Here is a 22,580-nt window from a genome sequence, read left to right as displayed (position 1 = left end):
CTCCCTCTCACCATCCCGAACCCCGACCGTCCCGGCGGCGTTCTCATTCCTCAATAAAATCCCTATTTTTTCATGATATGATACTTTTACACTCCCTGTCGATCCTCTTTTTCAATCGTCATGTCCCCACAGTATTTCCGCTCCATCTGATGTCTGGCCTTGCGCTCCTCCACGGAATCGAAAATAATTGAAAAATCGTAATCCGGCGGGTAAAGCTCTGCGGCCGCCACGTGAAGCTTGATGCGCTTATGGTTGATCCAAATTTTTTTATCTTTCATCTGGACCTGGAGCACGCCTTTTTCATTGGCGGCGCAGCACACAATTCCTGTTTTTTTGTCCGGATACACCATGACACAGTCACCCAGCCTGAAGGCGTCCGCATCCGCCTGGTTTTTCCTGATGAGTTTCTCTTTCTGGAGCACAGGGGCGGACTGGCGCGTCAAGTGTCCCGGGCCCGGATCCCGGTTTTCCATCTGAAGCTCTTTTCCATAAGCCGCCCGGCTTGCCCTCTGCAGCATGTCGTCCGGCATGCCGAGGCTCTTTGCGATATAGAAAGCGCAGCTTTCCCCGGCCCGGCCTATTTCCAGGCGGTATTTGGGTTTCAGGGTTTCCCTGTCAAAGGCCATCCTTGCATTTAAAACGCCCTCCGCAGTCTCACCGTACTGTTTTACCTCCGGGTAATGGGTTGTAACAAGGTACAGGCAGCCGCTTTTCCTGAGTTCTTCCAGAATGGCGATCGCAATTCCCATTCCTTCGGCCGGATCGGTTCCCGAGCCCAGCTCATCCATTACCACCAGGCTGTCTCTGTTTACCTTCCTCAAAATATCGAGTGCATTTGTAATATGGGCCGAGAACGTGGACAAGTTTTCCGTCATGTTCTGTCCGTCTCCGATATCACAGAGCACCTGGCTGTTCATGCAGATATCCGCCTCCTCACATGGAAGGTGCAGGCCGCACTGGGCCATCAGGCAGTAAAGCCCCACCGTTTTGATGGCAACCGTCTTTCCGCCGGTGTTCGGTCCCGTGATGATGACGCCCCTTGTCTTTCCCCCTATCTCAAAATCCAGAGGCACGCAGACCTCTCTGTCGAGAAGCGGGTGGCGTCCTTTTCTGATTCGAATTCTCCGCTCCAGATTTATGGCAGGAACACTTCCGTCCTGAAGGGCGCTCAGTTTTCCCTTGGCAAAAATATAGTCCAGTTTTTCTATGATTCTGATATTCTGGTAAAACATTTCTTTCTGGTCCGCTACCATCGCGGTCAGGGTATAGAGAATCCTTCTGACCTCGTTCTCCTCATCCAGTTTTAAAAGCTGCAGCTCCTCTCCGTACTTTGCCACGGAAACCGGTTCGACAAACAGCGTGGAGCCGGTGGATGATTTATCGATTACAATTCCCGGAATACGGAATTTACAGTCCTTCTTGACCGGGATGCAGATGCGTCCGTTCCGCGATGTTATAAACTGCTCCGACACGGCATCTTTATTGGCTTTCAGAACGGATTCCGCCTTTGTGCGCATCTTTTCTTCCGTTCTTGCAATCAGCTCTCTCGTGTCCTTCAGGAATTTGCTGGCATAGTCCTGAACCTGGTTATTCCGGACGGCCGCCGTCAGCTCTTCTTTGATATCCGTCATCGGATCAAGATCCGTCTCGTAATACGCCAGGCCCAGTTCCAGATATTTTCCCCGGCACAGGAAATCTTTCAGCCTCTCCACCGCGGTCAGTGTGATCGCTATATATTCAAGCTGTTCCGCCGTCAGGCATCCTTCCTTTTCCGCTGTACTTAAAAGCGATTCCACCTGATCCAGTGACACCAGAGGCGGATTCCCCAGAGCATCCAGCATCTTCCTGGCTTCCGTCGTCTCCCGCAGAGCCACTTTCACATCGGTCTCCCGCAGATATGGTTTCAATTCCCTGATCTTTTCCTTGCTTTTTTCCGTGTATGCAAGTTCTTCTAATTGCTCTAATATATGATTAAATTCTAATATTTCAAATTCTCTGTTCAAAGTATTTCCTCCTGTAATCAACAACGAAAAGCACGCTTCGCGAACTTTTCATTGCCACCAATAAAATAAGCCTATGGCCGCGTTTACCCACGTTCACAGACTTATACCCATAAAGATATTGAGGCTGAATACTTCCGCCGGCTTGACCGGAGTATTTCATTATTTGAACAATGAAAAAAGGAGCTACCGCTCCCTTCAATTCAACCTCAGGTTTGTGTATGAAGTGGTGGTAAATGCAGATTTCATCGGCCACAGACATGCCGATAAAAGGGTAGACTTCCAGCGTAAGACGCCAGAAACTGCCGCTCTTTATGCAACTATTTTGCTGCTTTTCCTGCAATTAACACACTTAACAAACACACACCTCACGATCATAATTTATTTTATCGTAATATATCATACTAAACTGCTTCTGTCAAATGGAAAATAATCCTAAAACTATAAATCCAACAAATTTCGTGATATACTATGAGCACTTAGGGAGGTAACTTATGAATTTAAAAAACACGACCATCATCCGTCTGCGCTACCTGGGCGCCTTTCTCGTCCTTTTATGCATCGAACTGTTTATCGGCATCTACGTCCATGACCGCTTTATCCGCCCCTATGTCGGAGATATACTGGTTTCAATATTAATCTACACCTTTTTGAGGGTTGTGCACCCCTATGGAAAGAAAAATATGATCTGGTATGTATTTTTCTTCGCAGTGGCCGTTGAAATTCTCCAGTATTTCCACCTGGGCAGACTGCTGGGGCTTGAACATTACCGGTTAGCCATGATTGTTCTGGGTTCCACCTTCGATGTCGGGGATATTCTCTGCTATTTCACCGGCTGCCTCCTTGTCTGGCTGCTGGAAAGGAGAAAAGGGCCGTGAATGATCCGCCCGGGAGCCGTCATTATCTAAACTACATATTCGTACAGCAGGAACTCCGTCAGTCCCGTATCCTCGTAATACAGCCGCGCCGTACCGCGGTATTCAAATCCTAATGACAGATAAAATTTCTGTGCCGGAACATTGCCTGCCAGCACATCGAGACGGACTGCTTTCTGTCCGTTTTCGGGAGCGCGGTCAATGGCATCCCTTACCATTTCCCCTGCCAGTCCCTGTCTCTGATGCCGGGGTGATATTCCCAGGGCATGTATGACCGTCACTTCCCCGGGCTTTGCGGCGGCTTTCCACTCAACGGTTTCATAGGCCCCGGCAGCCTCATGATTCACCACCATGGCTCCGACAAACTCACCATCTGAAATACCGACATACAGTTCCTGCTTTTCAATCGCTTCTTGAACAAATTTTTCGTCCGGATAGATACCCTTCTTCCATCCGGGTTTATACTTTTCGTTCTGCATTCCGTCAATCATGGAATTATAAAGCAAAACAACCTTTTCCAGTTCTTCCTTTTTCGCAGTTCGTATCAGCATACCGATTCCCCTCTCCCCTTCTCTTACAGTTTTACCGCGTTTTCCTCCTGCTCCTGAATGCATTTTCCAAATATACACAGGTTATAAATCCGACCGTCTTTCGTCACCGCGTTTTTAAGCGTTCCCTCATGAATAAACCCATTCTTTTTAAGAACCATTTTGGACGCCTCATTCGGTTCGTATACCTGTCCCGTTATTCTGATTATATCCAGTTCTTTAAAGGCAATCGGGCAAATCAGCCGGACCGCTTCCGTAGCAATTCCCCTGGACCAGCAGTCACTTAAAAGCAGATATCCTATCTCTCCGTCGCGGCGGTAGACATCGCTCTTCTGCTCTATGCTTATATTTCCAACGTACTCGCCATCCGCAACAATGGCGCGGAATATTCCGGTCCTGCCGTCCTGCTCCCCGACCATTCCAATCCACCAGTCGGCGTCTTTCTCCGTGTACGGGAAGGGCAGTCTGTCCGCCAGGTAGCTCCGGTCCGTCCCATTGCAAATTTTCACCAGCCGTTCTTTATCTGCCTGCCGCCATTTTCTTAATTGAATATCCATAGAAACCTCCCGTCATAACCTCCGGCCAGGGCATTGCCCCGCCGCTGTAAATGTTTTTCCCATTATCCTTAAGCGAATTCTAGCACATATTTTCCTCCCCGTCCACTGTGGTTCCGACGGGCCGCCGTCTCCCCCTCCCTGTTTAAGAAATTTCGAATGAATATGATTCATTGACATGCAGGGTAATTTGTGTTATTCTTAACCTGAGCTCAAAGGAGGTGGATATATGCCTCGTATCACAAAGGAACCAGAGGAACGAAGGCAGGAAATATTAGAAACCGCAACCCGGTTATTCTACGAAAAAGGATATGAAAAAACTTCAATTTCCGATATCGCAAAAGAGATGAATGTGGCGCAGGGACTTTGCTACCGCTACTTTCCCTCTAAGGAAGCATTGTTTGACACGGCAATCGACCAGTATGCACAGACGCTGGCAGACCGGATGGCCTCCATTTTAAACCACGGTGAAATAACACTTAAGGATTTGATTACCCGGATGCCGACCTTCCTGGATACGGAGAAAAATGACAATTATACTTATAAACTCTGTCACGGACCGGAGGGAAAAAAGATACACAACCAGCTTTCCATGGCCGTCTGTGCCAAAATGCTTCCCATTGTCCAGGCTCAGTTTGACCTGGCGAATGAGTGCGGTGAGGTGCATCTTGAAGATACTCTGACTGCCGCTTCTTTCTTCGTATATGGCCAGCTCGGCATGCTGATGCAGACGGAGATTCCGGGAGAAGAACGCGTCAAACGTATCAAAAAATTTTTTAATGACATTTTATTTGCATCCAAAGACTAATTATTATCCGGCAGCATCCCCGCATCATGGCGGGGATATAAAAAGCAGTTTAAGTGAATGATATTCATTCATGTTTAAGAAAGGAGTCACTCTATGAAGACACAAATCGATTTTATTAACGGCAGCACACGGCGCTGCTTACTGGCTATGGCTCTTCCCATGATGGCTGCAATGTTTCTGAACATGACGTACAATCTGGTCGACAGTCTGTGGATTGGAAACCTTCTCGGAGAAACGGCATATGCGGCGCTGACCAACTCAACTCCCATTATCCTGATTTTAAATTCATTTGCAATGGGCATTACAAACGGAACCGCGATTCTGCTCTCCCATGCAATCGGCGCCAAAGAACAGGAACAGACGGAAAATATGATTGCCACATCGCTCATTATCTCCGTGTTTCTTGCACTGTTTATCACAGCCGGACTCGAACTGTCCCTGAAACCGCTCTTACTCTTCTTAAAAACTCCGGCGGAAACGTTTCAGATGGCCTATGATTATCTGGCAGTCTATCTCCTGGGCTATCTGGCGGTTTATCTGTACTGCTATTTCACCGCCGTACTCAGGAGCTTCGGCAATTCGGTTTTTCAGGCAGCGGCCATGCTGCTCTGCACCGTGCTGAATGCCATACTCGATCCGATCTTCATCCATTTTCTGGGATTTTCCGGCGCGGCTATTGCGACGATACTGTCGCAGAGCGTCTGCCTGCTGGCAATGCTCGTTTACCTGTTCCGCAAAAAGCTGTTTGCCTTCCGCCTGTCCGCGTTTCGGAGAGAGTATATTGCCCCCTACTTTTCAAAAGGGATTCCGGCTGCTTTTCAACAGAGTATTCCGGCCTTCAGCACCGGCTTTTTAACCGCGCTTGTCAGCGGATACGGCATCACCGCGCTGGCGGCTTACGGTATTACCGGCAAACTGGAGACGATTCTCTTCTATCCCGCTATGGCGCTCAACATGGTTTTAACAACAATTGTCGGCCAATGTACCGGCGGCAGGCGCATCGACCGCGCAAAGGATTATCTGAAAACCGCACTTTTCTTCGGCGGCGGGTTGTTGGTTGTTCTTTCCCTGATTATTGTCTGTTTCTCGCGCAGTCTGTCGGCCCTGTTTGTTAACAGCCCCGCCGTTTCGGAGATCGTCGGAGGCTATTTTATGATTGTCGGGATTGGCTATGTTTTAAATACCATTACAAACTGCTTTTTAGGCGCCGTCAACGGAATGGGAAAACCCTTAAAAAGCATGGTATGCATGGTCTTATATTACATTGTTGTCCGTATGCCGCTGTCATGGTTTTTCTCCTATGCGGGGTTCGGGCTTCCCGGAATATGGACCGCAGTTTTAATCAGCCATATCCTCGCCGCCGTCATCGCCGGACTCGTTTTTAAATCCCAGTTGGCTTCGAGTGCCGCAGCTTCGGGCCGATAACCCGATACCGGCCGCCTCTTTCCACTTCCATACATACCAGAAGAGGCCGTGCACCGGAAAGATGCACCGCCTCTTCTTTAATTGAGCGGCAATGAAAAGTTCGCGAAGCGTGCTTTTCGTTGTTTCAAGAAAATAATAGGGGACTTATGTAATATCTGTTATGAAAGGAAATTAATCACTACAAATCCCCAGACAGGCACGAATGCCATCATGATGGCGGCCGTAATCCATCCCGCCACCAGCAGGGTTTTCATGTTCTCACTTCTGGCAAAGCCGAGATGTGCCGCATAGTTGGCCGACGGATAAACAATGGAGGTAATGCGCACAGCTGCAATCAGTACGATGGACCATGCCGTCATCGGAATACCCATATTGGAAGCGATATCCCAGAACGCACTCTGGATAATCTGCATCTGTGTCACCACTGCGCCCTCCACGCCGAATCCTCCTACAAAGGATGCAATCACCATCAGCAGGTATTTGCCGTTGGAGCCTATGATGTGGAGAATCAGGTCGGACAGCGCCTCCCAGCCTCCTCCCAGGCTGATTGTATCAATCATAACGCCGGTCAGAAGGAAGGAAAGGAACATGCCGCCCATCTTTCCCATGCCCCGGCCGAACAGGGCGATCGTCTTATCATACGGCTGTTTTATAAAGCAGCCCACAACGGCGCTGAGGAACAGGATGACAAACATTACGTATTTCATTGTGCTGCCGGCAATCAATCCGTAGATAAGGCAGACAACGAAAGCGGTGAGGAAACCGATACAGGCATTGCGCTGGCGGACGGTTGCGTGAAATTCCGTCGGAATCTCCACCGCCTCATATTTCTCTCCCTGCGTCTTTGTCTTCTTCTGGATCCTGATGGCAATCATAAAGCTGACGATAGTCCATACGAGTGAATAGGGAATTGCCGAGTAAAGCATGTAGTCCTGGTAGCTCAGGCCGCTGACGCCCAGCGCCGCCGCCACTGCGGAACAGAACGGTCCGATTGTAACGCCCACGAGGCCGGCGTTAAACATCAGGAAGCAGACGGTTGTCGGCGTCAGCCCCGCTGCTGCCACGATGGGAAGAATGATTGGCGCCACCACGGCATTTCCGCCGTTCAGCGTTCCAATCAGGACCACCATAATAAGAGAAACCAGGTAGCAGGCGAACATTCCTTTTCGCTCGCTGTTGACACCGATTTTCTTTACTACAAAGTTTACAATTACCTCGTTGATTCCGGCGGCGTCCATGACAAGGCCGAGACCGCTGCCGAACATAATAATGAGGCCGACCTGGCCAAGGGTTCCCCCCCAGGTTGTCTACCAGAATGCCCGCAAATTCCGCAGGCCCCTGTCCCATCAGGATACAGCCGAGTATGGCTGCAATTCCGACACTGAGCGTATAGTTTTTGCCCCGCAGTGTCAGAACCAGGAAAAGTATCATGGGCACAAGTGCCCATAGCGATGGTGCTGTGATAAGGGAAGTCATAGTGTTTTCTCCTTCGTGATGTTAGTCTTTTCTCTTTCTCTCGTTTTCAGTTTATACCTACCAATGCGGTATGCGAATCTCCGGATACTCGGTAATACCGTCTCATTGACTGACTATAGTATATCCCTTAACCCTAATCGTGTAAAATATCTAATTTATATACAGATATAGGCAATGCCTATCTTAAAGAGAAATTTTCCTTGCATTTCCCTTTCACAATACGTTATAGTTAGATTATTACGTTACAGATACATTATAGATCAGGTTCAGGACGGGCAAGGCGGATAAATCTTCCATTTCTTGCCGGCTGCAGGAGGAAACAACAATGCGTTTGGAACAGTTACGGTACATTATAGAGATTGCGGACACGGGCTCGTTTACGCTGGCCAGCGAGCGTCTTTTTATCGCCCAGCCCAGCATCAGCCAGGCGGTCACCGCCCTGGAAAAGGAGCTGAATCTCACCCTTTTCAACCGTTACAGGACAGGAGCGGTGCCGACTCAGATCGGCCTTCAGGTCATTGCCCATGCCAGGGAGGTTCTAAAAGAAGTCGGTGAGATAGAAAAACTTTCGGCCAGCGATTACAGCCAGCTCACCACCACGGTCACCATCGGAGTGATTCCCAGCTTAAGCTCGGTGCTGCTGCCCCGGGTCATTTCAGACTACCGCCGCATTTTCCCCAATGTCTCCATCCGCATCTGCGAGCAGGGCACGGAAAAGACGGTGAAGGATTGTCTCAAAGGCGAGGTAAACCTGGGCCTGATTGCCCTCCACGGAAAGAAGCACCTCGACAGGGAGAACCAGCTGCTTTTCCAGTCCCTGTTCGACGGAAAGCTGATGGCCTACGTCGGCGCCCAGTCCATGCTGGCCGGCCGTAAGAAAATCACCTTCAAGGAGCTGCTGCCGTTCCAGTTGTTCCTGTATGGGAATGATTTTGCCCTGCACCGCTACTGTCTGGAACAAATCAGCCAGTACGGTACCCCCAATATCCTTTCAACCACCCACAATCCGGAATCCATCAAACATTTTGTCATGCAGACGGAAGCGGTGGGATTCGGTCCCGACATCTCGCTGCTGGGCGATATCTATGTCAAAACGGGAGCCATTTTCCCTCTGGAAATAACGGATGCATCGGAAATCCACTTCGGCGTCCTGACAAACAGAAAGAGAAAGCCGGAGATTGCCGTGGATGCCCTGATTAAGGAAATTCTGGCCCAGTCCGCAAGATGACAGTTTCCATGTACGACACGCGGCAATTTGATTTAGTATAGGCATCTCCTATGGTTTTATCACTATTCCATATTTTACAACCGCTGTATTCTCCTTTAAAATGACCTTAAACGGAGAGACGGGCGGACAATCACGGTGAAACAGGCTCCCTGGATTTTTTCCGGAGAGCCTGTTTCACCGTCAGACAGTCACAACGCCGGTTTCCCGGGTGAACCATCAATCAGAAAATACAAATACTGAATTTAAAGGAGGTTTTTATCATGGCAAACCGCAATCACTGGACTATCCTCGGGGAACTGGACCCTGAGCTCAACAACCGCATTACGGAGTGGCGCACCTATCTCGTGAACGACAACGATTCCCTGGAACGCAAATACCGTGAACTTATCAACGTGGCTATGGCATGCATCCTGAAACAGGAACCGGTCATTCTGGCCCACGCCAGACTGGCCCATCAGTTCGGCGCGACAAAACGCGAAATCCTGGCTACGGTGGAGCAGGTCCTCACAATGGGCGGATTTCCGTCATTCCGTATGGCCATGCTGACGCTGGATGAATTTTTCCAGGAAGAAGACGCGGAATAATTGCTGCACACAGTGGAAACGGCAGCGATACATCATTTAACGAAAGGAGCTTTACCAATGCTGCAGATCATTTTTAAGCCGGAGCTTCACCGTTTTGAAAATGTCCGTTCATTTGCGGAGACATTTTCCCTTGGCGAGGGAGATCTGGTTATCACCAACGAATTTATCTACCAGCCCTTTTTTGGATCGCTGGCTCTCCCCTGTAACGTCATCTATCAGGAAAAATACGGTCTCGGCGAGCCGAGCGACGGGATGGTGGAGGCCATGATCTCCGATATTCGGAAAATGACGCCTCCACGCCGGATTATCGGAATCGGCGGAGGCACCGTCCTCGACATCTCCAAAATACTGGCCCTCAAACATACCTCTCCCATCGAAAAACTCTACGCCGGGGAGCTGCCCGTCGTCAGGGATAAGGAACTGATCCTCGTTCCCACCACCTGTGGAACCGGATCCGAAATGACGAATATTTCCATTCTCGCCTTTCCGGGAAAAAATACGAAAATCGGACTTGCAGGCGACGCGCTGTATGCAGACAAGGCTGTGATGGTTCCGGAACTGCTTGAAAAACTGCCCTATCAGGTCTTTGCCACCAGCTCCGTCGACGCGCTGATCCATGCGGTGGAATCCAGCCTGTCACCGAAGGCTACGGACTACACCAGACTGTTCGGATACCGGGCGGTTCAAATGATTCTGAACGGATATCTGAAAATCGCAGAGGAAGGTCCCGATGCAAGACTTCCGCTGCTGGGTGATTTCCTCACCGCCTCGGGCTTTGCCGGGCTGGCCTTTGGAACCGCAGGATGCGGCGCCGTGCATTCGATGAGCTATCCGTTAAGCGGCACCTTCCACGTCCCCCACGGCGAGGCCAATTATGCGGTCTTTGCCGGGGTTATCCGCGAATACTTAAGCATCCGCCGCGACGGGGCCATCCGCCTTCTCGAGGAGGAAATCGGCCGTATTCTTCATTGTCCGGCTCCGGAGGCATTTGACAGAATGTTCGAACTGCTTTCCAGAATCTTAAGCTGTAAAACACTGAAAGAATACGGAGCGGATCACGATATGCTTGCGCGCTGGGCGGATGAGGTCGTCACCGGACAGACAAGGCTGATGAACAATAATTTTGTACCGCTTGATTATGGACATGTCCTTCAAATATACCGGGGACTGTATTTATAAACGTAACTGAACGATTCGGTGCCTTCCTTTGCATGGAGTACCGTCATCATTACCGTAAAAGGAGTCTTTTAATGGAAGAAAAAATAGGAAAAGACAAGTTCTATACTCTGCGGATGGCCGAATATGCCGTCTGCGATCACACCGAGCAGCTGACTGAAAAGGACTTGCGCATGACAAAGCTCTCCTTCTTAGACTGGCTGGCCGCCGCCGTCTCCGGCTGCAAAGAAAAATCCGCCGGCCTTCTGATGGATATGGCCGGCGAGGAACATGCCTCGGGAGACTGTGTCCTGATTGGACAGAATAAACGCACTTCCCCGCTTTACGCCGCCCTGATCAACGGAACCCTGTCCCATGCCATCGACTTTGACGATATCCATGATTTCCTTTCCCTCCACCTGTCGTCCCCCGTATTTCCCGCGGCTCTGGCGGCCGCACAGATAACCGGAGCCTCCGGGATGGAACTGATAAACGGTTCCATTAACGGGATGCAGATCATGGTGGCCGTCTCCGCCGCCGTCATGCCGGAGCATTATAATATCGGACGCTTTCATGCCACGGGCACGATCGGAATCTTCGGCGCTGCCGCTGCCGCGGGTGCAATCCTTAAACTGACGCCGGAACAGATGTGCAATGCCTTCGGAATCTCGGCAGGCCTCATGAGCGGCATCCAGCTTAACTTCGGCACCATGGCAAAGCCGATGGCGGCCGGAATGGCGGCTAAGAACGGCCTTATGGCGGCGCTTCTTGCAAAGAAGGGATTTACCGGCAGGGCCGACCTTTTCGACACCGATTTTTTAAGCGGTCTGTCTGCCAATGCATCCGCGGAAAAAATGATGGAACGGCTGTCCGGGCCTTTTGGAATCCATGAGCTGCGCTTTAAACGGTATCCCTGCGGAGCCCCAACCCACAGCGGCATCATCAACTGTAAAAAAATGATCGCGGAACATCAGATCAAACCGGAAGAAATCGAAAAAATAGTCTTCGAACCGTATCCCCGCGCCATCCGCCTGGTGGGTATCACCCATCCGAAAACGGGTTTGGAGGGCAAGTTCAGTATTCCGTTCACGGCAGCCGCCCAGATTGTATTCGGCCGGGTGACCATGGAGACCTTCACCGACGAGGCGGTCCAAAATCCCGATGTTTTACATCTGCTCGATCGGATGGAGATGATCCCCAATGATGAATTCACACCGTCACGGGGAGGCAGGGCTACGATCCTTTTAAAGGACGGGCGGAAATTCTCGAACTCCACTTATCTGCTGGGCCATGAGCTGAATCTGGACGAATCCGAAAAAGAGGTCTTTGAAAAATACGGAGAAATCCTGAATCCGAGACTTGGTACCGAAAGGACAGAGGCCATTTACCGCGAAATCATGAACCTTGACAAGGCAGACCGGCTTAACGTGCTTTGCAGCCTGCTTTAAGGAGGAACCTTTTATATGACATTAGAAGAAAAAAAATACTGGATTGGCTCTTATATTCAATTTCCCACCGGTAATATTTCCGATGCAATGGACAGCCTCGGACTTGCCAGAGGCGCCATTCTGGGACTCGCCCCTTTGAATGCAGATCAGCCCCCGGCGGCGGGTTTTGCCTTTACCATCCGGCAGATACGCAGGCGCACTCCCTGGGACGGTAATAATCTGGCCCGCCAGGGAGCGGTCATTGACGGGCAGACACAGGCGGGCGATCTGCTTGTCATCGATATGGGAGATATCACGGACGTCTGCACCGGAGGGGCTATTCTGGCTCTGCGGGCACAGATGCGCGGAGTGACCGGCGAGATTACAAACGGCTGTCTGAGAGATGCCGAGGAGATCGCCGGACTGAACTTCCCCGTTCTCTGCGGCGGAACCTCTCCCGTCAAAAGCGCTTACGATATCGAGACAGAGGGCGTCAATGTCCCTGTCTCCATCCGGAATGTGCAGATCATGCCGGGCGACCTGATCCTGATCGACCGGACCGGCGCCGTTGCGGTTCCGGCGGAACATTTAAAGCCCGTTCTTGAGGCCGCCGGGAAAATCGCTGCAAAGGAAGCGAAAATGACGGAGATGATACGCCTTGGGAAATCTCTGGCCGAAGCCAGACAAATCATGGCATAAAGGTATTGTTTACTGTAATTTCCCTCGATGGCGGACACTTCCGTTTTGCCTGTCTCTCTGCCTGTGACCGTAACAAAAACACCGTGTCCCGGCCTCCCTTTGCCTCTGTCCGATTGCATTTTTGCCGGTTTCACTTTATAATAAAACTCAGATTTGTAATCGAGCTGGCAGGAGGTATCCCCATGAAAAACCGCAACTACGAATATGTCTATACGGTCTGGCAGGAAGGCAGCTTTTCAAAGGCCGCCCAGAAGCTCTTTATTTCCCAGCCTGCCCTGAGCGCCTCGATAAAAAAGCTGGAGTCCGAGCTTTACGGCGTTCCCCTGTTTAACCGAAGCGTCACTCCCGTCACCCTCACTCCGGCCGGGGAATTTTATATCGCGGCCGCCGGGGAAATCGCCGCTATTGAAGAACGGATTGAACTGTATTTCGCCTCAGAGGCGGGAATCAGGAGCGGCACGCTGAATCTCGGAAGCTCCGCCTACTTCTGCACCTATGTCCTCCCCGGCATGATCAAACGCTATCAGCGGCACAATTCCGACTGTACCATCAATCTGATTGAAACAGGCATCACGGAGATGGAGGAAAGGCTGAAATCGGGGGAACTGGATCTGATTGTGGATGTGGAGTCCCTGGATCAGCAGACCTTTGAGTCCGTCTCCCTCGGCAAAGAATATATTCTTCTCGCCGTACCCGCCCTCTTTGAGGTAAATAAAAAGCTGGAACCATACCGGATCACCAGTTCCCAGATACGGGATCTGAGTTTTCTCGATAAAAGCATTCCTGCCGCCGACCTGTCTCTGCTGAAGGACGAACCGTTCCTCCTTCTGAAAAAGCAGCACGATATGTACAGGAGAGCCATGGAACTGTGCCGCCATGCCGGTTTTGAGCCAAAGGCCAGCCTCTTCCTCGACCAGATGCTGACGGCCTACAATATTGCAAAAAACGGACAGGGGATTACATTTTTCCGGAATACGCTTCTCGATTATACGGAGGAGAGTGGAAAACTGAACTATTATAAGCTGGGTGACGAGATGGCGGAACGTGAAATCTGGCTGTCGTTTAAGAAACTGCCCGCTCCGTCCGTGCTGACGGAAGATTTTATGAAATTCGTGATGCTGGAAGGGGTAAATCCGTGAGAATGCCGCTGTAAGACCGGCAGGCAGGATACGGAATAATTATAATTGGCTGAGCCGCCCGTCCCCGCGACAGGTTACCGTGAACAAGAACGGCGCTGTCCCGGAGACGGGCGGCCCAGTATTAGAAGCGCTTCAGTTACTATTTACAGCCGATATCCCGCGAGGTGTTTTTTGCCGTTTCTGTGCATCGCGCAGCGTGTTACTGTTCATAGAACTGCTTTTTCAGCAGGACTGTGAATGGTAACGCGCTTCATGTTTCTTATTTTAGATCGCCTTGACAAGACCGCCGTCTACAAGCACGGTCTGGCCTGTAATGTAAGTATTGGAGGGCGCCAGAAGGAAAGCGGCCAGCTTGCCGTATTCCTCCGGCTTCCCATAGCGGCCCAGGGGGATATTGGCAAATGCGGACTCCTGTATCTCTTCCACGGTCTTTCCGGCTTTTTCGGCCCGGACCCGATCCAGTTGATCAATCCTTGCCGTACCGATTCTTCCCGGCCCAATCACATTGACCAGGATGCCGTCACCTCCCAGTTCCTGGGACAGGGTCTTTGCAAGCCCCACTACCCCCATCCGGAAGGTGTTGGAGAGAATCAGATTGTCGAGCACAGCTTTTACTGAGGATGAAGTGGAATTTAATATTCTCCCTCCGCCGTTGGCCCTCATAATCGGCAGGCACTCCCGCACAAGACGGACATAGGAAAGAAGGCACAGCTCAAATGCATACTGCCAGTCTTCGTCGCCAAACTTGTCAAACGGCCCCGGGGCCGGGCCTCCGGTGTTGTTCATCAGGGCGTAAACCGGGCCGAGTTTTTCGGTTGTGGTTACCACCAGTTTCCTAATATCCTCCGCCTTTGTAATATCTCCGGTAAAATACTCCGGCCTGTTGCCGGTCTTCTCTTCTATCTCCGCCTGAGCTTCTTTAAGCTGCTCCTCGAATGGGGAAAACAGCATAACTCTGGCTCCCTCACGGCAAAGTTCCGTGGCGATCGCCTTGCCCAGCCCCGAACTGGATGCGCAGACAATGGCTACCTTATCTTTTAATCCCAGGTCCATAATATTATCTCCTTTCCATTTTTCCTGCTTTGTTTATCTTCCTGTTTTTTTCTTTAAATCCACTACGGGATTTTTAAGCGGCTCCATGGCAAAGCCGTCCGGACCGTCAATACGGCATTCCGCCACATCTCCGTCTTCTATCTGGACCGCCCTCGGAGTTCCCGTGGAAAGGACGTCTCCCGCCTTCCATCCCTGAAGATGGGAAACCAGTGAGACGAGGCGGGACGGTTTGTGAGTCATGTTGTTTACCACATTTTCAGCGTGGACTCTGCCGTTATGTACGGTCTGCACCCTCAGTTTCAGCACGTCCGGCACCTCGTCGGGCGTCACGAGCTGGGGACCAAAGCTGAAAAAGGTGTCAAATCCTTTGGATATCGTGAGAAACCGGGGATTCTGGCGGATGATGGACTCCTCCGTCATATCGAGAACCGTTGTATAACCGGCAATATAATTTTCCCAGTCGCTCTCCTCGATAAATTTGCAGTCTTTTCCAAGAATAATGCCCAGCTCGGCTTCCGCCGTTGTCTTCTCCGCTTCCGGGAGCGCCGGAATCTCGATATTGTCGTACGGCCCGATGATTGTGGAGGCCGGTTTGTAGAAGCTGCCCGGGAACCCCTTCGGCGCATTCTCCCCCAAATCTCCGGCATGCTCCGCATAGTTTAACCCGATTCCGAATATGCGCTGGGGATTGCGGTACAGAGGGCCATATTCAACCTCTTTGGACGGAACCAGGCCCGGCATGCTCTCAAGTTTCTCTTTTCCTCCCTGGTTGTACCAGGCGGTCAGGATAGGGATCTGCTGCTCCCGAATCAGATCGAACATTTTGCATTCCCACGCGGTCCCCTGATTGGCATTGAGCTCCCTGATTGGATATACGCCCTGTTCCGTGACAATCCCGGCCATTTGCGCGCCGTCTTTTTTAATCGTTACAAGCCTCATAACATTACCTCCTGATATGAATTGATTTCCTAATGATACGGAATTTTCTCTCTTTCCGTTCTCTGTTTTAACCATAACACCGGGAGTGCATCCCTGTCTAAGACTTGAATTTGTATAAATGTATAAGCATTCTCTTATAGCCGCACTTTGATTGCCGTTCTTTTATTGCTGTTCTTTTATTGCTGTTCTTCTATTGCTGTTCTTCTATTGCTGTTCTTCTATTGCTGTTCTTATAGTCTTTTCTGTCCATAGTCTTTTTTGAAACGTTTTTATACCCGTTTACTTATGCACCCATATAAATTTTTGTATTGGATTTATCCACGTTACTGCCGGTATAATAAAGGCAGAACAGACGGCCTGCCGTATGGCGGGTATTGCAGAAATCGCTTATAAAGGAAAGGGGTATTTGATTATGGATATGAATGAAATGATTGCAGAACGAATGAACCGGCTGGCTCCCTCGGGCATCCGTAAAATGAATGAAAAGGCGCTCGCCATGGAGCGGGCCGGCGAACCGGTAATCCATTTTGAGATTGGAAGGCCCGACTTCGACACACCGGAGTATATTAAAAAGGCCTGTATCGACAGCATCAATGCAGGTGACGTATTCTATACCTCCAACTTCGGCATCGCGGAACTGAGGGAGGCCATCGCGGAAAAGCTCCGCACCCAAAACGGGATTGACTGCAGCGCATCGGAAATCCTTGTGAGCGTCGGACTGACCGAGGCCGTCTATGACGTGCTCTGCAGCATTTTGAATGAGGGGGATGAAATTCTTATCCCGGATCCCGTCTGGATCAACTATATGAATGTACCAAAGCTTCTGGGCGCCGTCCCCGTTTCCTATCACCTTCGGGAAGAAAATGACTATCAGATCGATCTGGACGAAATCCGGGGCGCAATCACGCCCAAAACAAAGGCCCTGGTCATCATCAGCCCCAACAATCCCACCGGCGGTGTCCTCTCCGAAAAGGTGTTAAAGGAGCTGGCCGAAATTGCGTCCTACCACAATCTTCTCGTTCTGGCCGATGAAGTTTACGAACGCCTGATCTTTGATGACGAAAAACATATAAGCATCGCGTCCCTGCCCGGTATGAAGGAGCGCACTATCACCCTCAACGGCTTTTCAAAGGCATATTCCATGACAGGATGGAGGCTGGGTTATGCCGCCGCCCCGGAAAGCCTGATCGCCGTCCTCAATAAGATTCACCAGCACAACACCACCTGCGCCACTTCCTTTGTACAAAAGGCGGCCGTCGCCGCGCTCCGCGATGAGAAGGATGAGGTAAACGAGATGGTCCGCGAATATCAGAGACGCCGCGACTACGCCGTGGATGCCATTAATAAAATCGAGGGGATCAGCTGCCGCCGCCCGAAGGGCGCTTTCTATATCTTTATTAACATAAAGAAACTTGGAAAATCCTCCGCCGAAATTGCAGAATATCTGTTAAATGAGGCCAAACTGGCGTTTGTCCCCGGAGATGTCTTCGGACCGGAAGGGGAAGGATACCTCCGTATGTCTTTTGCAAACAGCTATGAAAATATCGTGAAGGGCTGTGAGCGGCTTGAAAAAGCCATACAAAAGCTTACCGCGGGGGAAATGATGTAATTACACCGTTCCCGGCCGTCTGCTATATTTTTGCCCCCACAAAAAGGGTGTATTGTCATTCCCGACTTTACACCCTTTTTTTCTATCTGCCTATTTTCTTATCGCTCCCGGCAAACCGGACGGCCAGTCCCCTGATTGTCCCCGTTTTGCTCACTCTTACCTCTTACCGGTTTTTCTTGCCAGGACTTTTCTTACCAGGATTTCTCCAGTTTCAGGTTCCAGTCGATTGCAAACGGGTTAAATGCGCTTGTCTTCAGTCCTTCGTAAATGGCGCGTCTGTCTTCCTTCGCCCCGGCCCAGGCCGCGTATCCTTCCAGATAACTGTTGACAAACTGATCCCAGGAGGAAAATCTTGACTGGATCACCTTTGCAAGCTCCAGAGACTTGTCAGTAATTTGTCAACAACGGTTTGTATCTTTCGCCGAAAGCGGACTAATTGTTATCCAGGCAGTAAAACGTAAACTCCCCTTCTGCCAGAACCATATCGCGCCCAGGTTCCATGACGCTGGAACGGCAGACGCAGATCTTCCTCCCCCGGTTCATTACAACTGCTTTTGCAATCAGTTTCTCCGCCTGGTTTGTTCCCTTAAGGAACTGGAACGAGCTGTTCACCGTGACATGGCGGCGGCCGTCGTTTCTCGTCAGCAGACCGGCGGCTGTCTCGGCCATGATAAACATGAGTCCGCCGTGGACGCTCTCCATCGCATTCAGGGAAACCGGCGTAATTGCCGCAGTGACCTGGGCCTCCTGCCCGGTCAGCATGGTGGCGGTGATATTGTTGTGAATCATAAAATGATTGGTTTCGTTTGTCTTTCTTAACTGTTCTGCGTAATCCATTCTTGCCACTCCTTTTCCGGTACATCGTTTCAGGACTCAGCCCCCTCAGAAAAGCGATTGCGGAGGCCGGGTCCCGTACTGTTATGTTTATACTGTCTATCATACCTGATTTAAAGGAGTTCTTCCAGCTTTTTATACTGCACCTTTCCCACCTCGTTCTTGGGTATTTCCTCCACCATAACCACGCGGAATAATCTGCCGGGCAGCTTTGTTTTCCCCTCCAGAAAAAGAACAATTTCTTCTTTTCCCGGTTCTTCCGCTCCGGCCGGAGCCATAAAAATGTTCATGCCCTCATCATTCCCGGTACAGGCAAATCCGCAGTCTCCGAAGTTCTGCTTTAAAAGACGTTCCGTGCCGTCCAGGCTGATCCGGTTGCCGTACAGTTTTAAAAACCGCTTCTTTCTTCCCTCAATATAGTAAAAGCCCTCTTCATCGCGCTTCGCCATATCGCCGGTAAATAGAATTCCGCCGCAGTCATCGCCTTCCGAAAGGTCTTTTCTGTCCTTTGCATATCCCATCATCACATTTTTCCCCTCGTAAACCAGCTCTCCCGTCACTCCGGCCTCTTCTATCTCCCTTCCGTCATCCCCGAGCAGCCTGAACTTACCGCCCGGAATGGCGATTCCCATACTGCCGCAGCGGCTAAGCGCATCCTGCCGGGGAAGGTATCCCATTCTTGCCGTGGCCTCCGTCTGGCCGTACATAACGATAAATTTTTTTCCGTTTTCCGCCGCATACTCTGCAAATTCGCGGTGGAGTTCATACGGCAGTTTCCCTCCCGCCTGCGTCATTGTCTTCAGATAGGGATGGGGACTGTCCGTGAAATGGAGTTTTTTCAGTATCTCATACGTATAAGGAACCCCGGCAAATGAGGTGGCCTTTTCCCGGTCGGCAAACTCCCAGAATCCCCTGTCAAACAGCGTTTTATCCGTCAAAAGCACCGTCGCGCCCGCCAATGCATGGCTGTTTATTACGGACAGCCCATAGGTGTAATTCATCGGGAGTGTGGTAATGGGGCGCTCCGACCGGCTCAGTTCCAGATAACTGGCGATGGACGCCGCATTGGAGCTCAGATTCTTATAGCTCAGCCTGACAAGTTTCGGACTGCCCGTGCTGCCCGACGTGGTCAGAAGAAGGGCCAGTTCCTCATGCAGAGGCTCCCCGGACTGCCGTTCCCCGTTTACCGGCAGACTCAGGCAGACATACCCTCTCTCCCTCCACACCGGCTGCGCCTCTTTAAAAAAATCCTTATTTTTTTCCAGGACTTTTTCGGGGAGCGCAAAATACTCCGGCCTGTAGTCTTTAAGCAGCCCTTCAAGCATTTCCCTCTGGGATTCGTCATCCATGATACGGCCGTTTAAAAGCAGAGGGACAATACGGTTTCTCAGAGCGGCAAAATAAGAAAATACGGAACCGATGCTGTTTCCGCATAAGATAAAGAGCAGGCTCCTGCTTTTCATCCTGCCTGCCGTCCTGCGGCAAAAATCATCTAAATCGCCGTACGATGCCCGGCCTCCCTCATCGTCCGTCAGCATTGGCCTGTCTTTTAATTCCTGTCTTTCTTCGTAAAATGTGCCTAACATACTATCCTGTCCTCCCCTGCCCGGCTATGTGATTTCCCTGGACAGCCTCTCTATCAGATTCATTCCGTCCCAGGTCAAATCCATGGCCAGCGCCTGTCCTGCCGGAACCACACGGTCGATTCCCCGAAGCCGCCTATCCCGGATAAAACTTTGCAGTCTCTCCTTCTGATATCCGTAAAAAGTCATGGTCTGGATTTTTTCCGTCATTGCAGGAACCAGTTCTTCCAGCGTTTCAATCCTGCATTCATAGAAGAGGCCAAATTGTCCCTTTAACCCTGATGCTTCTTCCGTGATGCTTTCCACCGGCACCACCCAGATGAGATTTCCATACCGGGACATCTTCCCCAGACTGTTGTATGCCATGGCCGCCGTGCATAAGGCGCCAAACTTCCCGGCCGCTTTATGCGCCGTGAGCTTATAATCTGCCGCCGCCTTTTCCACCGCCGCCCACCAGCGTTTCCTCACCCGATCCGCCCTGCCGTTTATCTGCGTTCCGGCATGGTATGGCACGTTTTCCTGTGTCCCGTCTTCCCAGAAGACCAGGGATGGGCTGGAACAGGCATTCTGATCCATGCTGTAGGTGTCCATACAGAATCTGTGGGCCAGGTTTTCAAGTTCCTCCTCTCCCAGTTTCGAAATCTCCCCGGTATTCAGAAGCAGAATAGAGGTACGGTCGGGAAACGAAATCTCACCGGCTCCGGCCTTCAAAGGAAACTTCCGTATCTCTTCCACGGTTCTGTCCCCGCCCCAGATGATTCTCATATCACACCGGGAAGAAAAATATGACGTCCGCTCCCTGTCCCGGCTGTCGTAAGATACAAAGCGGACCATATTTCCGACCGTTTCCCTCTCCCCGGACGATGCAAACGTATCCTCTATTAACGCCTTCAGCTTCAGCCCGTTTCCGGAGATCCTTGAAGATATGCGGATTATATTGGAATTGCCGGCCAGCAGCCCGATTGCCATGGACCAGGCAAACATCGTCTGAATGTTGGACGGTGTGATATGAAAGATCAGGCCTCTGCCCAGCCGGACTCCATTTCCTGAATACGTTTCCTTTAAGCGTTCCAGATTGGTTCTGCGGCACCAGAAGCCAAAGGCACGGATTTCCTCATCCCTTCCCAGTTCCCGGTCGTTCCGGATACGGCGTGACAGCCCGGCCAGGAAATCCAGGACCTGATTGGAAAATGGAATTTCCACCTGTTCTCCGGCTTTCCCACTGATGATCCCTTCCTTCCTCTCATCCTTCATATGTATCGCTGCACCCCCTGATTTCCGACTCGGCTATCCGGCCGGTCACCTTAAAATATTTTCCTTTCCTGCCGCAGGGACAATCGTCAATCCCCAGGATCATTCCCTCATCCTCCGTCAGAAGAGAATGGCCCGGATACGACTGGGCTGCCGCGGAAATTACCTGAAGAATTCCCTTCTCCCCAATCTCACAGGGTGAGAAATCGTAACTTCTGCGGGTAATAACCTCCGAGTAACTGCTGGCATGAAGATGGCCGCACCGGCACTCCATATAAATGCTCCCCGTCTGTTCCGCCATTCCATAGTAATCGTGCACCTGCCGGATTCCCGTCTGCCGTCTCAGCGTTTCCCGGAATTCCTGCTCCGTCACCGCTTCGTTCTTCATCTTCTTCCAGCCTCCTCCATGAATCAGGCAGCCGTTATTAAAGTCGAGGCGGATCCCCTTTTCCCTCAGAGCCAGGCAGAAATAGTTCCATACAAGGTAGGTAAACCCGAAGAGAAGAATTCTTTCGCCCTTGTTCTGCTCTAAAAACGCTTCAATTGCCTCCAGATTCAGGCTCATGTCACGGTTCAGGGCATACTTTCTCCCGGTTCCGAAAACGGAAAATCCCACAATTCCGGCGCCTCTGGCCGAGTACAGCTTCCTGTCCTTCAGTACGTCGGGTGAATCAATGATAAGCATCGGCATCCGCCTGTTACCCACAAAATCTCCCACAACAGCCGAAAGAGTTCTCTGCTGATCCGCCGCTGTCATGCGATCCAGTGAAATCACGGAAGGCCGCTGTCCTGTGGTACCGGAGGACCTGACCGTACTGAAAACCTCGCCGTCGGGGATGCTTCTGAGCCCGCTTTCCTTGAAAACAGAGACAGGTATCATTGGAAGATCTTCCAGTTTTTCAAGTTCTCCGGCGTTCTCCCTGCCGTATCCCAGTACGTTCAGAATCCCAGCATACTCCCGGCACTTTTCCCTGTGCCGCTCCGTCAGAAGGCTCAAATAGGGCAGAAGCCTCCGCTCCTTTTCGGCCTGTGCCATCCCAAACGGCGGCATATCGAGCACTGCCTGATAATTCATGCTTTTTCGGCCTCCTCAATAACAACGCCATATTCTGCCAGTACCTCCATGCCTTTTTCATAAGATGTCAAATCCAGCATATCCGACGTTTCCAGTCTGATTTCAAACGCCTCTTCCAGCTCGGCCACAAGATCCATATGGCCGATGGAATCCCAGAGATCAAAGCCTCCGTATTTAAGACCCTTTAATTCCTCCTCCTTTTTCCTGAAAACATCCATAAAAATTTTGTTGTATCTCTCAAGATTGTTCATTGCGATCTCCTTTTCCATTTCGTACTTTTAGTTGGCAACAGTTTCGTACTTTTATATTTTCAGCTCC

Annotated in this window: 21 protein-coding genes and 1 pseudogene; 10 read left to right on the top strand and 12 right to left on the bottom strand. The window is 50.8% G+C overall.

What is annotated here, in order from left to right:
• Positions 1 to 86: 86 nt before the first annotated feature.
• On the bottom strand, positions 87 to 2,003 hold the full coding sequence (locus QZT18_RS14095) for a DNA mismatch repair protein MutS (protein ID WP_294148633.1): 1,917 nt from the start codon (positions 2,001 to 2,003) through the stop codon (positions 87 to 89).
• Positions 2,004 to 2,494: 491 nt separating this feature from the next.
• Between QZT18_RS14095 and QZT18_RS14090 the strand changes: the two genes are divergently transcribed.
• Positions 2,495 to 2,878, top strand: a complete 384-nt coding sequence (locus tag QZT18_RS14090) for a DUF2809 domain-containing protein (RefSeq protein WP_294148632.1) — start codon at positions 2,495 to 2,497, stop codon at positions 2,876 to 2,878.
• 26 nt (positions 2,879 to 2,904) lie between these two features.
• Here QZT18_RS14090 and QZT18_RS14085 read toward each other — a convergent pair whose 3' ends face one another.
• Complete coding sequence (locus tag QZT18_RS14085) at positions 2,905 to 3,426, bottom strand: GNAT family N-acetyltransferase (RefSeq protein WP_294148631.1); 522 nt, start codon at positions 3,424 to 3,426, stop codon at positions 2,905 to 2,907.
• Between the two features lie 23 nt (positions 3,427 to 3,449).
• Positions 3,450 to 3,980, bottom strand: coding sequence for a GNAT family N-acetyltransferase (locus QZT18_RS14080; protein ID WP_294148630.1), 531 nt, complete (start codon positions 3,978 to 3,980; stop codon positions 3,450 to 3,452).
• Positions 3,981 to 4,206: 226 nt separating this feature from the next.
• On the opposite strand from QZT18_RS14080, the gene QZT18_RS14075 reads away from it, so the two are divergent.
• Entirely contained in the window at positions 4,207 to 4,785 is a 579-nt protein-coding gene (locus tag QZT18_RS14075; RefSeq protein ID WP_294148629.1) for a TetR/AcrR family transcriptional regulator, read from the top strand.
• Between the two features lie 93 nt (positions 4,786 to 4,878).
• The gene (locus QZT18_RS14070; protein WP_294148628.1) at positions 4,879 to 6,210 is read left to right on the top strand and encodes an MATE family efflux transporter; all 1,332 of its coding nucleotides are present in this window, start codon (positions 4,879 to 4,881) and stop codon (positions 6,208 to 6,210) included.
• Between the two features lie 158 nt (positions 6,211 to 6,368).
• Here QZT18_RS14070 and QZT18_RS14065 read toward each other — a convergent pair.
• Positions 6,369 to 7,484 (bottom strand): annotated as a pseudogene (locus tag QZT18_RS14065) (hypothetical protein); the annotation flags it as partial.
• 527 nt (positions 7,485 to 8,011) lie between these two features.
• Here QZT18_RS14065 and QZT18_RS14060 point away from each other — a divergent pair.
• The 6 genes from QZT18_RS14060 (at position 8,012) to QZT18_RS14035 (ending at position 13,918) form a co-directional block, all read left to right on the top strand.
• Positions 8,012 to 8,914: a LysR family transcriptional regulator gene (locus QZT18_RS14060; protein ID WP_294148627.1), complete on the top strand. Its 903-nt coding sequence runs from the start codon at positions 8,012 to 8,014 to the stop codon at positions 8,912 to 8,914.
• 260 nt (positions 8,915 to 9,174) lie between these two features.
• A complete protein-coding gene (locus QZT18_RS14055) occupies positions 9,175 to 9,498 on the top strand; it encodes a carboxymuconolactone decarboxylase family protein (protein WP_294148626.1) in 324 nt (107 codons plus the stop codon).
• Positions 9,499 to 9,555: 57 nt separating this feature from the next.
• The gene (locus QZT18_RS14050) at positions 9,556 to 10,677 is read left to right on the top strand and encodes a 4-hydroxybutyrate dehydrogenase (RefSeq protein WP_294148625.1); all 1,122 of its coding nucleotides are present in this window, start codon (positions 9,556 to 9,558) and stop codon (positions 10,675 to 10,677) included.
• A gap of 71 nt (positions 10,678 to 10,748) precedes the next feature.
• A complete protein-coding gene (locus tag QZT18_RS14045) occupies positions 10,749 to 12,101 on the top strand; it encodes an MmgE/PrpD family protein (protein ID WP_294148624.1) in 1,353 nt (450 codons plus the stop codon).
• Between the two features lie 15 nt (positions 12,102 to 12,116).
• Positions 12,117 to 12,779: an RraA family protein gene (locus QZT18_RS14040; RefSeq protein WP_294148623.1), complete on the top strand. Its 663-nt coding sequence runs from the start codon at positions 12,117 to 12,119 to the stop codon at positions 12,777 to 12,779.
• A 182-nt stretch (positions 12,780 to 12,961) separates the two neighbouring features.
• A complete protein-coding gene (locus tag QZT18_RS14035; RefSeq protein WP_294148622.1) occupies positions 12,962 to 13,918 on the top strand; it encodes a LysR family transcriptional regulator in 957 nt (318 codons plus the stop codon).
• A 264-nt stretch (positions 13,919 to 14,182) separates the two neighbouring features.
• Here QZT18_RS14035 and QZT18_RS14030 read toward each other — a convergent pair whose 3' ends face one another.
• Entirely contained in the window at positions 14,183 to 14,971 is a 789-nt protein-coding gene (locus QZT18_RS14030) for an SDR family oxidoreductase (RefSeq protein ID WP_294148621.1), read from the bottom strand.
• Positions 14,972 to 15,004: 33 nt separating this feature from the next.
• Positions 15,005 to 15,910 (bottom strand): fumarylacetoacetate hydrolase family protein, encoded by a 906-nt coding sequence (locus tag QZT18_RS14025; RefSeq protein WP_294148620.1) that lies wholly within the window; start codon positions 15,908 to 15,910, stop codon positions 15,005 to 15,007.
• 412 nt (positions 15,911 to 16,322) lie between these two features.
• Between QZT18_RS14025 and QZT18_RS14020 the strand changes: the two genes are divergently transcribed.
• A complete protein-coding gene (locus tag QZT18_RS14020) occupies positions 16,323 to 17,519 on the top strand; it encodes a pyridoxal phosphate-dependent aminotransferase (protein WP_294148619.1) in 1,197 nt (398 codons plus the stop codon).
• A 191-nt stretch (positions 17,520 to 17,710) separates the two neighbouring features.
• On the opposite strand, the gene QZT18_RS14015 is transcribed toward QZT18_RS14020, so the two are convergent.
• The 6 genes from QZT18_RS14015 to QZT18_RS13990 all read right to left on the bottom strand — a co-directional run bounded on the left by QZT18_RS14015 (position 17,711) and on the right by QZT18_RS13990 (position 22,513).
• Positions 17,711 to 17,899 (bottom strand): DUF1266 domain-containing protein, encoded by a 189-nt coding sequence (locus QZT18_RS14015; protein WP_294148635.1) that lies wholly within the window; start codon positions 17,897 to 17,899, stop codon positions 17,711 to 17,713.
• Between the two features lie 52 nt (positions 17,900 to 17,951).
• Positions 17,952 to 18,356: a PaaI family thioesterase gene (locus QZT18_RS14010; protein WP_294148618.1), complete on the bottom strand. Its 405-nt coding sequence runs from the start codon at positions 18,354 to 18,356 to the stop codon at positions 17,952 to 17,954.
• A gap of 110 nt (positions 18,357 to 18,466) precedes the next feature.
• Positions 18,467 to 19,939 carry an AMP-binding protein gene (locus QZT18_RS14005; protein WP_294148617.1) on the bottom strand — a complete coding sequence of 491 codons (1,473 nt, stop codon included), beginning with the start codon at positions 19,937 to 19,939 and terminating at the stop codon, positions 18,467 to 18,469.
• Between the two features lie 24 nt (positions 19,940 to 19,963).
• The gene (locus QZT18_RS14000; protein WP_294148616.1) at positions 19,964 to 21,190 is read right to left on the bottom strand and encodes an acyl-CoA reductase; all 1,227 of its coding nucleotides are present in this window, start codon (positions 21,188 to 21,190) and stop codon (positions 19,964 to 19,966) included.
• On the bottom strand, positions 21,180 to 22,262 hold the full coding sequence (locus tag QZT18_RS13995) for an acyl-protein synthetase (protein ID WP_294148615.1): 1,083 nt from the start codon (positions 22,260 to 22,262) through the stop codon (positions 21,180 to 21,182). The genes QZT18_RS14000 and QZT18_RS13995 overlap by 11 nt, the downstream gene beginning before the upstream one ends.
• On the bottom strand, positions 22,259 to 22,513 hold the full coding sequence (locus QZT18_RS13990) for an acyl carrier protein (RefSeq protein WP_294148614.1): 255 nt from the start codon (positions 22,511 to 22,513) through the stop codon (positions 22,259 to 22,261). The genes QZT18_RS13995 and QZT18_RS13990 overlap by 4 nt, the downstream gene beginning before the upstream one ends.
• Positions 22,514 to 22,580 lie beyond the last annotated feature (67 nt).

Origin of the sequence: uncultured Clostridium sp. (assembly GCF_900547735.1) — a bacterium.
Classification (GTDB): domain Bacteria; phylum Bacillota; class Clostridia; order Lachnospirales; family Lachnospiraceae; genus Otoolea.
This window is presented reverse-complemented; position numbering and strand designations above follow the sequence as displayed.